At 72.4% G+C, this 12,543-nt stretch carries 12 protein-coding genes and 1 pseudogene; 10 read left to right on the top strand and 3 right to left on the bottom strand.

Going from position 1 to position 12,543, the window contains the following annotated elements; genetic code table 11:
* Nucleotides 1-115 precede the first annotated feature (115 nt).
* Nucleotides 116-817: pseudogene (locus ACWCPI_RS25610) on the bottom strand (ABC transporter ATP-binding protein); the annotation flags it as partial.
* A 160-nt stretch (nucleotides 818-977) separates the two neighbouring features.
* On the opposite strand from ACWCPI_RS25610, the gene ACWCPI_RS25605 reads away from it, so the two are divergent.
* From ACWCPI_RS25605 to ACWCPI_RS25590, 4 genes are all read left to right on the top strand, one after another.
* Nucleotides 978-2,336 (top strand): sensor histidine kinase, encoded by a 1,359-nt coding sequence (locus tag ACWCPI_RS25605; RefSeq protein WP_451040325.1) that lies wholly within the window; start codon nucleotides 978-980, stop codon nucleotides 2,334-2,336.
* Nucleotides 2,333-3,055 (top strand): response regulator, encoded by a 723-nt coding sequence (locus ACWCPI_RS25600; protein ID WP_451040324.1) that lies wholly within the window; start codon nucleotides 2,333-2,335, stop codon nucleotides 3,053-3,055. Before ACWCPI_RS25605 ends, ACWCPI_RS25600 begins: the two co-directional genes overlap by 4 nt.
* Nucleotides 3,056-3,161: 106 nt before the next feature.
* On the top strand, nucleotides 3,162-4,349 hold the full coding sequence (locus ACWCPI_RS25595) for a macrolide family glycosyltransferase (protein ID WP_451040323.1): 1,188 nt from the start codon (nucleotides 3,162-3,164) through the stop codon (nucleotides 4,347-4,349).
* Nucleotides 4,350-4,642: 293 nt separating this feature from the next.
* Nucleotides 4,643-5,299 (top strand): DUF1326 domain-containing protein, encoded by a 657-nt coding sequence (locus tag ACWCPI_RS25590; protein ID WP_451040322.1) that lies wholly within the window; start codon nucleotides 4,643-4,645, stop codon nucleotides 5,297-5,299.
* A gap of 42 nt (nucleotides 5,300-5,341) precedes the next feature.
* Here the strand turns inward: ACWCPI_RS25590 and ACWCPI_RS25585 are convergent, their stop codons facing one another.
* Nucleotides 5,342-6,178: a DUF2182 domain-containing protein gene (locus tag ACWCPI_RS25585; RefSeq protein ID WP_451040321.1), complete on the bottom strand. Its 837-nt coding sequence runs from the start codon at nucleotides 6,176-6,178 to the stop codon at nucleotides 5,342-5,344.
* Nucleotides 6,179-6,257: 79 nt separating this feature from the next.
* A complete protein-coding gene (locus tag ACWCPI_RS25580; RefSeq protein WP_451040320.1) occupies nucleotides 6,258-6,974 on the bottom strand; it encodes a DUF4232 domain-containing protein in 717 nt (238 codons plus the stop codon).
* Between the two features lie 214 nt (nucleotides 6,975-7,188).
* Between ACWCPI_RS25580 and ACWCPI_RS25575 the strand changes: the two genes are divergently transcribed.
* The 6 genes from ACWCPI_RS25575 (at nucleotide 7,189) to ACWCPI_RS25550 (ending at nucleotide 12,153) form a co-directional block, all read left to right on the top strand.
* Nucleotides 7,189-8,502 (top strand): helix-turn-helix domain-containing protein, encoded by a 1,314-nt coding sequence (locus ACWCPI_RS25575; RefSeq protein ID WP_451040319.1) that lies wholly within the window; start codon nucleotides 7,189-7,191, stop codon nucleotides 8,500-8,502.
* A gap of 260 nt (nucleotides 8,503-8,762) precedes the next feature.
* Complete coding sequence (locus ACWCPI_RS25570; protein WP_451040318.1) at nucleotides 8,763-9,101, top strand: helix-turn-helix domain-containing protein; 339 nt, start codon at nucleotides 8,763-8,765, stop codon at nucleotides 9,099-9,101.
* Nucleotides 9,102-9,332: 231 nt separating this feature from the next.
* A complete protein-coding gene (locus tag ACWCPI_RS25565) occupies nucleotides 9,333-9,536 on the top strand; it encodes a cold-shock protein (RefSeq protein ID WP_007383480.1) in 204 nt (67 codons plus the stop codon).
* 230 nt (nucleotides 9,537-9,766) lie between these two features.
* Entirely contained in the window at nucleotides 9,767-11,278 is a 1,512-nt protein-coding gene (locus ACWCPI_RS25560; RefSeq protein ID WP_451040317.1) for a DEAD/DEAH box helicase, read from the top strand.
* A 151-nt stretch (nucleotides 11,279-11,429) separates the two neighbouring features.
* Nucleotides 11,430-11,717 carry an SCO5918 family protein gene (locus ACWCPI_RS25555; protein WP_451040316.1) on the top strand — a complete coding sequence of 96 codons (288 nt, stop codon included), beginning with the start codon at nucleotides 11,430-11,432 and terminating at the stop codon, nucleotides 11,715-11,717.
* Between the two features lie 55 nt (nucleotides 11,718-11,772).
* A complete protein-coding gene (locus ACWCPI_RS25550) occupies nucleotides 11,773-12,153 on the top strand; it encodes a hypothetical protein (protein ID WP_451040315.1) in 381 nt (126 codons plus the stop codon).
* Nucleotides 12,154-12,543: the final 390 nt, after the last annotated feature.

Genomic DNA, 12,543 nt, shown 5'->3' with positions numbered 1-12,543 from the left:
CCTGTGAGCCGAGGGCCTGTGAGCCGAGGGCCCGCGAGCCGTCGTTCTGCGACCGGAGGTCCTGTGGCCCGATGTCCTGTCGCCCGATGTCCTGTCGCGCGATGTCCTGTCGCCCGATGTCCTGTGGCCCGATGTCCTGCGACCGGACGTCTTCGGTGATCCGGCCGTCGGCGATCCGGACCGTACGGTGGGTGCAGGACCGGGCCAGAGCCAGGTCGTGGGTGACCACGACGACGGTCTGGCCCTCACCATTGAGGCTGGCGAGGAGCCTGCTGACGTCCTGCCCCGCGGCCGTGTCCAGTGCCCCGGTCGGCTCGTCGGCCAGGATCAGTGCCGGCCGGTTCATCAGCGCCCGGGCCACCGCGACGCGCTGCCGCTCGCCGCCGGACAGCCGCCCCGGGTAGGCACGGGCATGCCGGTCGATGCCCAGCAGTTCCATCAGTTCCGCCGCCCGGCGGGCTGCCTCGGCCCGTGCCATACCCGCAAGACGCGCGGGCAGGACGACGTTGTCGGTGACGGTCAGATCGTCGAGCAGGTTGAAGAACTGGAAGACCATGCCGATCCTCGACCGCCGGTGGAGCGCCGATCCGGCTTCGCCCAGCCGGTCCACCCGCACCCCGTCCACGGTGACGGTCCCCGCGTCGGGCCGGTCGAGGCCCGCGATCAGATTGAGCAGGGTGGACTTGCCGCTGCCGGAGGGGCCGAGGATCGCGACGGCTTCGCCGGGCTGCACGGTCAGCGACACCTCGTGCAGAGCGGGCGGGCCGTCGTCGTACCGACGGCTCACCTCGCGCAGTTCGAGCACCGGCATGGTCATGAAAGGCTCCTCGATCACAGGCAGTCGGCTGCCTGAACGCTAGGAGCGGACCCGGCCCGCACGCGTCCCCCGCCCGGACCCATCGCGGTACCGCGCCGGGACGAGCCCCGGGAACGTCATCCCTGCGATGTAGGCGGGTGGTGTATCCGGTGGGGCGGAAATGACCGCCGGGACGGACTCCGCGGATCGGCGCGGCGGCGACAATGAGCCGGTGACGGACTTACGTGCGACGCTGCGCCGGCTGCGGGAAGCCGCCCGCCGGGCGGTCCGCGACGCCGGCCTCCCGAGCGGCCCGCCGGCGCGGCCCACCCGGCGCGCCTGGCAGTTCGACGCGGTGGTGGCACTGGTACTCGGAGTCGCCACCGTCTACTACGGCATCGACAACGTCGACGTCGTCGTGGTGCGGGAGATCGCACCCGGCGTGCAGTACGTGATGCCGCGACCGTCCGGCCCGGGCGGGGCGGCCTTCATGGTGACCCTCGCGGTCATCGCCTCGGGTGCCCTGGCGCTGCGCCGCCGCTACCCGCTCGCCGTGCTGTGCGTCGTGACGGCCGCGACCCTCGCGACCCCGCAGAGCGTGATGCGGCTGACCTTCTACGCGTTCGTCATCGCCGTCTACAGCGCCGCCGTGTACAGCCCGTACCGGGTGGCGACCCTGGCGGCGCTGCCGGTGTCGGTCGTCCTGATCGGCACCTCGGGGAACTCGGTGACACCGATCGTCCCCAACGCATACATCGCGCTGCTGATCCTGATCCCGATGTCCGTGGCCGCCGTCGGACTGCGCACCTGGAAACTCCGAACCGACGAGGGCCGCGCCCGGCTCTCCGCCCTGGAACGTGAACAGGCCGAGGCGCTGCGCCGGGCGGTCGAGCACGAGCGGGCCAGGATCGCCCGCGAACTGCACGACGTCGTCACGCACAACGTCAGCGTGATGATCATTCAGGCGGGCGCCGCCCGCAAGATCATGAAGACCTCCCCCGAGCAGGCCGGCGAGGCGCTGCTCGCCGTCGAGGCCGGCGGGCGGGCGGCGATGACCGAGCTGCGCCACGTCATGGGACTGCTCACCCCGGCCGACGAGGGCGAGGGGACGCACACCGGTGCAGACCTGGCCGACACGGCCGCCGCGTTGGCCCCGCAACCCGGCCTGGACCAACTTCACAGGCTGGTCGGACGGGTCCGGGACACCGGAGTGCCGGTCGGCCTGACGGTGACCGGCGAGCCCCGTCCGCTCCCGCCCGGCCTTGAACTCGCCGCGTACCGCGTGGTCCAGGAAGCCCTGACCAACACCGTGAAGCACGCGTCCGGCGCCACCGCCGCCGTGACCGTCGAGTACGGCCCGCAGCGGCTCCGGGTGGAAGTCACCGACACCGGTGGGCACCCGGTCGGGACCGCCGGGAGCGGCAGGGGCCTGATCGGTCTGCGTGAGCGCCTCGCCGTCTACGACGGAACCCTGAACACCGGCCGACGCCTGACCGGTGGCTTCCGTGTGGAGGCCCTGATCCCCTTGGAGACACCGTGACCGAGCCGCTGCGGGTGCTCCTCGCCGACGACCAGACCCTGGTCCGCACCGGCTTCCGACTGATCCTCGGCGCCGACGGCATCGACGTCGTGGCCGAGGCGACCAACGGGATCGAAGCGGTCGACGCGGTCCGCCGCACCCGTCCCGACGTGGTCCTGATGGACGTCCGGATGCCCGAGATGGACGGTCTGGAGGCCACCCGCCGCATCCTCGGCGGCGCCCCCGGCGAGCCCCGCGTCATCATCCTGACCACCTTCGACCTCGACCGGTACGTCTACGCGGCCCTGTCCGCCGGGGCCAGTGGCTTCCTCCTCAAGGACGTCACTCCTGAGCAGCTGACCGCGGCCGTCCGCACGGTCCGTACCGGCGACGCTCTCCTCGCGCCCGCCATCACCCGCCGTCTCGTGGAGCGGTTCGCCGCAACCGAACACCGGCACGGCACCCAGCGCGGCAGCGGCGACGCCGCCCTCCACCGCGACCTCGCCTCGCTCACCCCGCGCGAACTGGAGGTCTTCGGCCTCCTGGCCCGCGGGCTGAGCAACACCGAACTCGCCGCCCGCCTCCACCTGGCCGAGACGACCGTCAAGACGCACGTCGCCCGCATCCTTGCCAAGCTCGCACTCCGTGACCGTGTCCAGGCCGTCATCGTCGCCTACGAGACAGGGCTGGTCAGCGCCGGCGATCACGAGGCCGCCGGGCAGCCGACCGAGCCGGCGTAGAAGCCGGCCGACGCGGCGTGGGGGCGGTTCGGTCCGAGGGCTGCGTTTCCCCGTCGGGCTCCTCGGCGTTTCCGTGACGTAGACCCCTATCCAAGGAAGTCCGGATATGCCCCGTCCTGCCCATATCGCCATGATCGGCACGCCTCTGGCCGGCCATGTGCTGCCCAGCCTGGAGATCATCCGTGAGCTGGTGGCCCGTGGTCATCGCGTCACGTACGCCACCGCCGCCTCCGTCGCCGAGCTGATCACTCCCACCGGCGCCGAGCTGGTCGGCATCACGTCCACTCTTCCGGTCGCCGAGCGCGACTGGCCGCGGGACCCCATCGCCTCCGCCTCCCTCTTCCTCGACGAGGCGATGGCCGTACTCCCCCAGCTGCGCGCCGCGTACGACGGCGATCCCGCCGACCTGTACCTCTACGACGCCGGCGCGCACGCGGGTCGCGCGCTGGCCGAGGCGCAGGGCCGCGGCTGCGTCCAGCTCTCCTCGGCGCACGTGGCCTGGGAGGGGGCCCAGGAGGAGATGGGCGCGGCTTTCGCCCAGTTGCCCGGAGGGCTCGCCCACCGCGCGCGGTTCGCCGCCTGGCTGACGCGGTGCGGTGCGACGACCACGAACGTGGAGGAGTTCACCGGCCGCCCGCGGCGTGTGCTGGCCCTGATCCCGCGTGCCATGCAGCCGCATGTGGACCGGGTCGACACCGAGGCGGTGACGTTCGTCGGCCCGTGCTTCGGCGCCGGGCAGGAGCAGGACGGCTGGATGCGGCCGGCCGGGGTGCAGAAGGTGCTGCTGGTTTCACTGGCCGGCTCCGGGAGCCTCGGAGCGCGGGAGGTCCACCACCGGTGCATGGCGGCGTTCGCGGATCTCCCGGGCTGGCATGTGGTGCTGCAGACGGGCGGTGGCAGCGAGGTGGCCGAGCGGGTTCCCCCCAACTTCGAAGTGCGGCCGTGGGGGACGCCGTCGACGATCCTCGAGCAGGCCGATGTGTGGGTGACGCACACCGGTGTGGACAGCTGCGGTGAGGGCCTGTACGCCGGGGTGCCGATGATCGCCGTACCGAACGGGCCCGCCCAGGGCCTCCACGCCGACCGGCTCGTCGAACTGGGCGTCGCCCGCCGGGTCGACGCCGCGGACATCACGGCGCCGGCGTTGCGTTCGGCCCTCCTGGAACTCATCGGTGACCCGCAGGTCGCCACCCGTTCGGCATGGCTGTGGTCCGAGGTGCGCGCCGAGGGCGGCACCCGGCGGGCCGCGAACGTGATCGAGGGACAGCTCGTCGAGGACAGGGTGGGCTGCTGACGGGGAGCGGGTGCGACGAGGACCCGCGGACGGCCGGCGGCCCGCACCGCCGGGCAGGACGGTCGGCAGGCCGGCACGGGCACGCGCAGCCGGCCTCACCGCACCGACGGCGGCGCCACGGGCGACTGCGGCAGCCGCACGCTCACCCCGCCCCTGGCCTCCGGGGATTCCTCCGTCAGGACGCCGGGTGCAAGCTGGAAGGGAGGCCGCCCGGTCGTCCCGGGTGCGCGCTCGGGACGCGCGGTCTCGCCGCTGCGACGGAGCTCCCTCGGGCTCGGCAGGAGGGAAGCGAGATGACGGATCAAGTGAGCACCGGTACACGCTGGCACCTGGTCGGTGACTGGTTCGACGTGTGCAAGTGCGCCATACCGTGCCCCTGTACGTTCGCCCAGCCCCCGACCTACGGCGACTGCGAAGGCGTGCTCGTGTGGCACATCCGGGAAGGCACCTTCGGTGACGTGCGGCTCGACGGCCTCAACGTCCTGATGCTCGGCTCGTTCGTCGGCAACCCCTGGGCCGGCACGCACACCGAACCCTACGCCGCGGTCTTCCTCGACGAGCGGGCCGACGAGCAGCAGCGGCGCGCGCTCGGGGCGATCTTCGGCGGTGAGGCGGGCGGGTGGCCGGCGCAGTTCGGGGAGATGTTCCACCCCGAGATGCGCGGCATGGACTTCGCCCCCGTCCACGTCGAGATCGACGAGGACCTCGCCACCTGGCGGGCCGAGGTTCCCGGCCGGGTGACCGCCACGGCCGAGGCGCTGACCGGCCCGACGACACCGGACGGCGCACGCGTCCAGGTTCACAACGCCCCGGGCGCCGAGGTCGGACCGGGTCAAATCGCCACCTGGGGCCGGGCCACCGCCGACCGCGTCGACGCGTTCGGCTTCTCCTGGGAACGCTCGGGGAAGTCCAGCAAGCACTTCCCCTTCGAGTGGAGCGGTCCCGAGTAGGCGGGACTTCGCGGACCCGGCCCAGGAGGCCGGCCGGCTGAGTCACGCACCTCCCATCGACGGCATCGACGCCCGCAGTCCCGGCAGCAACCAGTCCTGGAACGGTGCGAGCACGGCGAGCACGAGGAACGTGACGCCGACGGCCCGGGCGAGCAGCGGACCACGGGACCACAGCTTCTCCACGAAGATCACCACGGCGAGTCCGGCCATCGCCGCCATGTTCATCACGCCGAGCGGGATCAGGACGACCATCAGTCCCGCGCAGCAGCCGACGCAGTAGGCGCCGTGATGGACTCCCACCCGCAGGTCGCGGGCCGGCCGCCGGAATCCGGCGTAGCGCACCAGGTGGCCCATGGGGTCGCGGCAGTGCCGCAGGCAGACGTATTTCAGCGGGCCGAGCTGGTAGAAGCCCGCGAGCAGGAAGGCCAGCGCACCGATCCAGCGTCCGGCGGACGGATGGTCGTCCACCAGGCCGCCGGTGAGGGCCAGAGCCGCGTGGACGAGCAGGCCGAAGGCGGTCCACACCAGCAGGTACCCGCCCACGAACTCGATGGTGCGCGCGGTCCGCGACCAGCCGGAGGACTGCCGGCCGATCCCGCGCACCCAGGTGAGGGCCACCGGCGCCATGGACGGCAGCATCATGGCCGCCGTCATCGTCACCCACAGCAGCAGGAACAGCGGCAGGGCGATCCCCATCGTGCCCGGTTCCACGCCCATGTCCCGGGCCTGCCCGAGCGTCAGCGCCCAGGCGGGCACCGCGATCAGGACGATCAGGAACCAGGCGCCGGCGAGATCCCTGGCCGGCAGCAGCCCTCCGCCCGCTCCGGTCGGCGCGGGAGACCGGGCGGAGGCGAAGGCGGCGGTCCGGCTGTGACGCATCGGCGTGTACTCCTGGCTGATTCCAGGACAGCACGCCTCCGGCCGCGGCGCGACCGCCCCCGGGGCCTCGGCCGGTGCGTCACCAGGCCAGGGCGTCGGCCATGGTGGACTGCCAGTACGAGACCCGGATCGAGTCGTCGACGTACACGCCCTTCGCGGGCAGCGACGGGCGGGCGGCGGCGCTCGTGCCCTTGCCGAAGTGGACCGTGAGGGACTTGGCGGTGTAGCCGTTGGAGCCGCTGCCGTCCGCCGCCGAGAGAAGGACGCTCGCGTAGCCCGACTCGCCGGGGGCCAGCGTGACCACCGCCTGCGGCTTGGAGTCCTCGAAGGCCGACGGGACGGACTGGGCACCGTCGAACTTGACCGCCGGGTAGCCGGTGAGGTCGCAGTTCTTCGAGCCGGTGTTGGTGACGGTGAGGAGAAGGTGGTTCAGGGGGCGGGTGACCTCCGTGGCGGTCGTCCGGGTGACGGCGCCGGAGCAGGGGCCCGAGACGGGCTCCGGCTCCTCGGCGCCCGTGGCACGCGGCGAGTCCGCGGCGCCCGGCGAGCCCGTGGATCCCGACGAGCCCGTGCCACCCGCTGCGCCGCTCGAATCCGCCGCACCACCTGTCGAACCCCCGGCGGAGGCTGCTCCGCTCGCCTTTGCGGAGGGCGTGGTGGAAGCAGTGGACGCGGCTCCCGTCGAGGGGCCCTCGTCCTGGACGCCTGCTCCGCCGGCGCACGCCGTCAGTGTCAGCGTGGCGGCCGTGAGCGCGGCGGCGAGGAGCATACGGGTGCGGTGGGTGCGTGTGGACATGTGAATCCCCAGGTGCGGTAAGGGTGTTGACGCGGGCCGCTCGACCGGGTGCCGGGAGCGGCGTGCTTGGATGGCCCAAGCTTGTGCGGCGATCCGTCCCGACCGCCACGGCTGCCGGGGCATCAGGGACGCTGGAACGCCTGTGATAGCTCTGACCTGGGGGAATGACCTGCCCCTGGAACGGGGGCCCGGAACGCGGGCAGAGGGAGGAACGGTGGCTGGGGACGAGTTCGCGCAGTTACTGGGCCGGTTGAAGGAGCGGTCCGGACTCAGTTACGGGGTGCTCGGCAAGCGGCTGCACACGAGTGCGTCCACGCTGCACCGGTACGTCAACGGGGACGCCGTACCGACGGACTACGCACCCGTGGAACGGTTCGCGCGGGTGTGCAGGGCGACGCCCGAGGAACTGGTGGAACTGCATCGGCGGTGGGTTCTGGCGGATGCCCGGCGGGGGCAGAAGGCGGGCGGGGCCCCTGCGGAGGACGAACCGCGGGCCGCGGTGGGGGCCGGGACGGCGGAGGCCGGGACCGGGGCGGATGGGCCCGAAGCGGCCGCCGAGGCCGTTCCCGACGACGGGCGCAGGCCCCGGGCGCAGGCCCCCGTGGCGCGGCGGCGCACCGTCGCCCTGACCGGGGCCGCCGCGGCCGCCGCCCTCGTGTCGGCGGCGCTCGTGGTGAGTCTCGTGCCCGGCGGGGGCGAGGACGACCAGGGCGGGAAGCGGACCGTGGGGGCTGCCTCCCGGTCCGTCGACTCCGGCGTCACCAAGCCGGGCGCATCCGAGTCGGCCGACGCCAAGGGCGGATCGGCCTCGCCGTCCGCCTCGCGCAGCGGCACCCCCGCGGCCGCCGGTTCGGTGTCCGCCTCGCGCAGCGCTGGGGGCGGGGCGGCCCGGGGCGGGGGTTCCGAGGACGGGGCCACCGCGCCGGCCGTCACCGTCAACCCGTACAAGTGGGAAAGCCCGTGCAGTCAGCACTACCTGGTCGACCGGAAGCCCGAGCAGGTGCCCCCGCCTCCGGGTGAGCCGGACGCGCGCGGGTGGGTCCACGCGCTCGGCGGGGTCGCCGCCGGGCAGCAGATGCTCGCGCTCAACGTGCAGGGCACCGGGGCGGCCACCGTCGTCCTGGACGATCTGCATGTGCGGGTGGTGGAGAAGAGCGAGCCGCTGGCCTGGAACGACTTCGAGATGGGCGTCGGGTGCGGTGGCGGGGTGGAGACGACGGCGTTCGAGGTGGACCTCGATGCCGGGCGGCCCGCGCTCTCCCCCAAGGCCGGTCAACGCGACTTCCCGTACCGGGTGAGCGAGTCCGACCCCGAGGTCTTCTACATCTTCGCCGACGCGCGTGCGCACAACGTGAGTTGGTACCTGGAGCTGGACTGGTCCAGCGGTGACCAGCAGGGCACCGTACGCATCGACGACCACGGCAAGCCGTTCCGCACGAGCGGCAACGTGGGACGGCCCGCGTACACCTATCCGCTCGGTTCCTCCGAGTGGGGGCGCAACGAGTACGCCCCGGAGATCCCCGGCTGAGGTGATCGTCGACTCGCGCGGCGGTCACCCCCGCGGAGGTGATCGCCGGCCGGATGACCGTACGGTCCCCGGGCGTTCGCCGGTGCCCTGCTCCGGTGCGCACTCCTACCCGCGCGGCAGGGGAAAGTCTGCCATGGCGGGACCACATCCTCGTGCCTGCCGGAGTTAGGGTTGTCGCACCGGGTGGGTGGTGCCGGCTCCTTCGGAGCACGGGTGCCGTGCACGCCCGGCCTGTGGCCGTGCCCCCGAACGAAGGTGCCATGCCGGCTGACGACGCCCCGGTCAACGGGAACCTCGACGACGACGACTACCCCGCGTTCACCATGGGGCGGGCCGCCGATGTTCTCGGCACCACCCCCGCCTTCCTCCGGGCCGTCGGAGAAGCCGAACTGATCACTCCCCTGCGCTCGGAAGGCGGCCACCGCCGGTACTCCCGCCGCCAGTTGCGTATCGCCGCCCGCGCCCGTGAGCTCGTCGACCAGGGCACTCCCGTCGAGGCCGCGTGCCGCATCGTCTCGCTGGAGGACCAGTTGGAGGACGCCCTGCGCCAGAACCGGCACCTGCGCCGGGAGCTGGACGAGCGCAGCACGGATATCTAGTCTCGCCGCTGCAGAATTACCTGGTCCGGCGGGATGAGAATTCCTGATCGATCACGAAAACCGCTCGCCGGATTCCACCCGACCTGTGTTAACGTGATAGCAGTTGCAGTTTTGGTTGCCAGAGATTGATTCTTTGCAGAGCTTTCCGGATTCTTCCGGAGGGGTGATCATCGCGGCGACTCGGATCCGTAAAGTGCGGAATCCGGCACTGCCCCCCAAGGGAGATTCAATATGGCATCTGGCACCGTGAAGTGGTTCAACGCGGAAAAGGGCTTCGGCTTCATCGAGCAGGACGGTGGCGGCGCTGACGTGTTCGCCCACTACTCGAACATCGCCACCAGCGGCTTCCGCGAGCTTCAGGAAGGCCAGAAGGTTACCTTCGACGTCACGCAGGGCCAGAAGGGCCCGCAGGCCGAGAACATCGTTCCCGCCTGACGCTGACGCGCACCACGTGACTGGGGCCCGCACTCTAGGGGTGCGGGCCCCAGCTCATTGCTTTCCGTAGACCCCCGGATTCCCGGATTTTTCACTCTTGCGAAAAGCCCCGGCCACAGCGCCGTGAGGGCTTGCTTCGCATGTCTGTCGGCCCATTCTTGTGAATCCTCGTGCGGCTCGCGCCGCCGGAAGGAATTCCTCGATACGCCGCATCGAGGAAGGTTCCCTCCATGAACCGCACCCCCCGCCGTGCCGGCCGCGGCTCCGGCCACGTCCGCGCCCAGGAGAAGGGCCGGCAGAGCCGGCGTTCGGACACCGGGCGAAACAGCGGCCCCCGGGCACGGGCCACGACACGCCCACAGGAGTTCGCCCTCCCCGTCACGCTCACCGAGCCGCTCCCACCGGTCGCCACGTTCGCCGAGCTGGACATGCCCGCACGTCTGCTGACCGCGCTGGGCGCCGAGGGCGTGACGGTGCCCTTCCCGATCCAGGCGGCCACGCTGCCGAACGCCCTGACCGGACGGGACGTGCTGGGCCGCGGGCGCACCGGCTCCGGCAAGACCCTCGCCTTCGGCCTGCCCGTGCTGGCGCGGCTGGACGGACAGCGGGCCCAGCCCCGGCAGCCGCTCGCCCTCGTCCTCGTACCCACCCGGGAACTGGCGCAGCAGGTCACCGACGCGCTCTCCCCCTACGCCCGCGCCCTGGGCCTGCGCCTCGCCACCGTCGTGGGCGGCATGGCGATCGGCCGTCAGGCGAGCGCCCTGCGCGGCGGCGCCGAGGTCGTCGTGGCGACACCCGGCCGCCTCAAGGACCTCATAGAGCGGGGCGACTGCCGACTGGACCAGGTCGCCGTCACCGTCCTGGACGAAGCCGACCAGATGGCCGACATGGGCTTCATGCCGCAGGTGACCGCGCTGCTCGACCAAGTGGGTCCCGACGGCCAGCGGTTGCTGTTCTCGGCCACCCTGGACCGCAACATCGACCTCCTGGTGCGCCGCTACCTCCACGACCCCGTGGTGCACTCGGTCGACCCGTCCGCGGGCGCCGTCAGCACCATGGAGCACCATCTGCTGCACGTGCACGACGACGACAAGCACGCCACCGCGACCGAGATCGCCGCCCGTGACGGGCGGGTGATCATGTTCCTGGACACCAAGCACGCGGCCGACCGGCTCGCCAAGCATCTGCTGTCCGTCGGCGTACGCGCCTCGGCCCTGCACGGCGGCAAGTCCCAGCCCCAGCGCAACCGGACGCTCGCCCAGTTCAAGGACGGCCATGTGACGGCCCTGGTGGCCACCAACGTCGCCGCCCGCGGGATCCACGTCGACGACCTCGACCTCGTCGTGAACGTCGACCCTCCCGGCGACCACAAGGACTACCTGCACCGCGGCGGCCGTACCGCCCGCGCCGGCGAGTCCGGCACCGTCGTCACCCTCGTCCTGCCCCACCAGCGCCGCGCGGTGGACCGTCTGATGGCCGACGCCGGCATCACCCCGCGCACCGCCCGGATCCGTCCCGGCGAGGCCGAACTGCAGCGCATCACCGGCGCCCGGACTCCCTCCGGTGTGCCCGTCACCCTCACCCCACCGGCCGCCGCCGCACAGGGCGCGCGCACGGGCTCCCCCGACGCGAACCGGCGGGAGCGGGCCTCCGGTCGCGGCCGGCGGGGCCGGACCGCCGGCGGCGGGGCCGGGCGGGGCGCCTCCAGGACCCGGCGCTCCGCACCGAGGAACAACGCCTAGCCGGGCACGCCGATCCGCGCCCCGCGGTCGGCACGTCCCGCCGCTCGTCCTCACCGACCCGACGAAGAGGAGAGGCCCTCGCCCCGGTCGCTGACCGGCCGCAGCACCGTCGATCCCATCCGTGTTACCCCCCAACCCCGTGGAGGCAGCCATGCGTTGTGTCATCGCGAGTTTCCCCTTCGACCTGGTCAAGGGTGAGGTCGAGCAGTCGATGAGCGGCATCGAGCCCGAACCGGTCACCGGTGTGGCCGTCACCATCGGACGCCGGGTCTATCCCGTGATGCAGGTCGGGGAAGTGATCACCCGGCAGGACCGTCGCGACTTCACCTCGGGCGAGATGCGCCGGGCGCTGACCCGACTCGGCTTCACCTGCCACGACGCGCCTCCCGTCGCACCGGCCGCGCAGGTACGGCCTGACGAGGGTGTACTGGGCTGGTGACGGCTCGTTTGCTGCCGCTGCGCCGACACCCCTCGTCGGACTAGGCTCCTGAGGCATGAAGCGCCCTGACCACCTGCTCGCCACGATCGCCGCGATGGTGGAGTCGCAGCACACCAGTCAGATGTCCCTGACCGTGGTGATTCCGGGAGCCGTCATCACGGGACGGCTGGCCCCGGAAGCCCTCTGGAAGGAACGTGTGGCCGAAGTCCTGCGGGACTCCGAGCACCTGGGACGGTTCGCCGCCGCCTTCACCCCGTCCCACGGCGGCGGCGACCGTCGCCCGGAGCACGACGACGGCCCCGCCCACCTCCACTTCCACATGGCCCGGATCCTCCAGGGAAGCTTCGGCATCCCCGACACGGGAGGCATGTACCGCGTCGCGCTGGAGGACGTGAGCGCGTGGACCGTCGGGGACATCGGCTACTCGGACCAGTGAGGCCCGCGGGCGTCCTCGGGGCGCCCCGGAAGCGAACCGCCAGGAGCCGCTCGGGACGGGATCGGGGGACGGACGTCACCGGCACGTCGGCCGACGGCAGCTCCCCGGACGGGGCCCATACCCACCGGATGCCCGTAGCCGGCGCGTCGTCCCACCCGGCGCGTCGGTCGCGGCGCCCCCTGGTCACCGACAACCGCCGCGGATCCGTGCGACGCGCTGACGGCCGCCCGCGTGCCGACGCTCGCCGAGGCCGGTCCGAGGGCGAGCCAGGTGAGGCGCGGTTCTCCGTGTGAGGGCCGGAGGAAGTGGCACCCGGTACACGGGCGGGTCGTACCCGCACCACGTCCCTGCGGGGCGGTTCGGCAAGGAGCCGCGGCGGGTACGTGGGCG

This window comes from Streptomyces sp. NPDC001920, assembly GCF_053594495.1.
Note: the sequence above shows the minus strand (reverse complement) of the source record. Positions and strands in the feature narration are given on the sequence as shown.

Excerpts from the sequence above, each read along its gene's own strand:
- ACWCPI_RS25605 (WP_451040325.1), top strand. The coding sequence starts at position 978 with ATGACCGCCGGGACGGACTCCGCGGATCGGCGCGGCGGCGACAATGAG.
- ACWCPI_RS25595 (WP_451040323.1), top strand. The coding sequence starts at position 3,162 with ATGCCCCGTCCTGCCCATATCGCCATGATCGGCACGCCTCTGGCCGGC.
- ACWCPI_RS25590 (WP_451040322.1), top strand. The coding sequence starts at position 4,643 with ATGACGGATCAAGTGAGCACCGGTACACGCTGGCACCTGGTCGGTGAC.
- ACWCPI_RS25585 (WP_451040321.1), bottom strand. The coding sequence starts at position 6,178 with ATGCGTCACAGCCGGACCGCCGCCTTCGCCTCCGCCCGGTCTCCCGCG.
- ACWCPI_RS25580 (WP_451040320.1), bottom strand. The coding sequence starts at position 6,974 with ATGTCCACACGCACCCACCGCACCCGTATGCTCCTCGCCGCCGCGCTC.
- ACWCPI_RS25570 (WP_451040318.1), top strand. The coding sequence starts at position 8,763 with ATGCCGGCTGACGACGCCCCGGTCAACGGGAACCTCGACGACGACGAC.
- ACWCPI_RS25565 (WP_007383480.1), top strand. The coding sequence starts at position 9,333 with ATGGCATCTGGCACCGTGAAGTGGTTCAACGCGGAAAAGGGCTTCGGC.
- ACWCPI_RS25560 (WP_451040317.1), top strand. The coding sequence starts at position 9,767 with ATGAACCGCACCCCCCGCCGTGCCGGCCGCGGCTCCGGCCACGTCCGC.
- ACWCPI_RS25555 (WP_451040316.1), top strand. The coding sequence starts at position 11,430 with ATGCGTTGTGTCATCGCGAGTTTCCCCTTCGACCTGGTCAAGGGTGAG.
- ACWCPI_RS25550 (WP_451040315.1), top strand. The coding sequence starts at position 11,773 with ATGAAGCGCCCTGACCACCTGCTCGCCACGATCGCCGCGATGGTGGAG.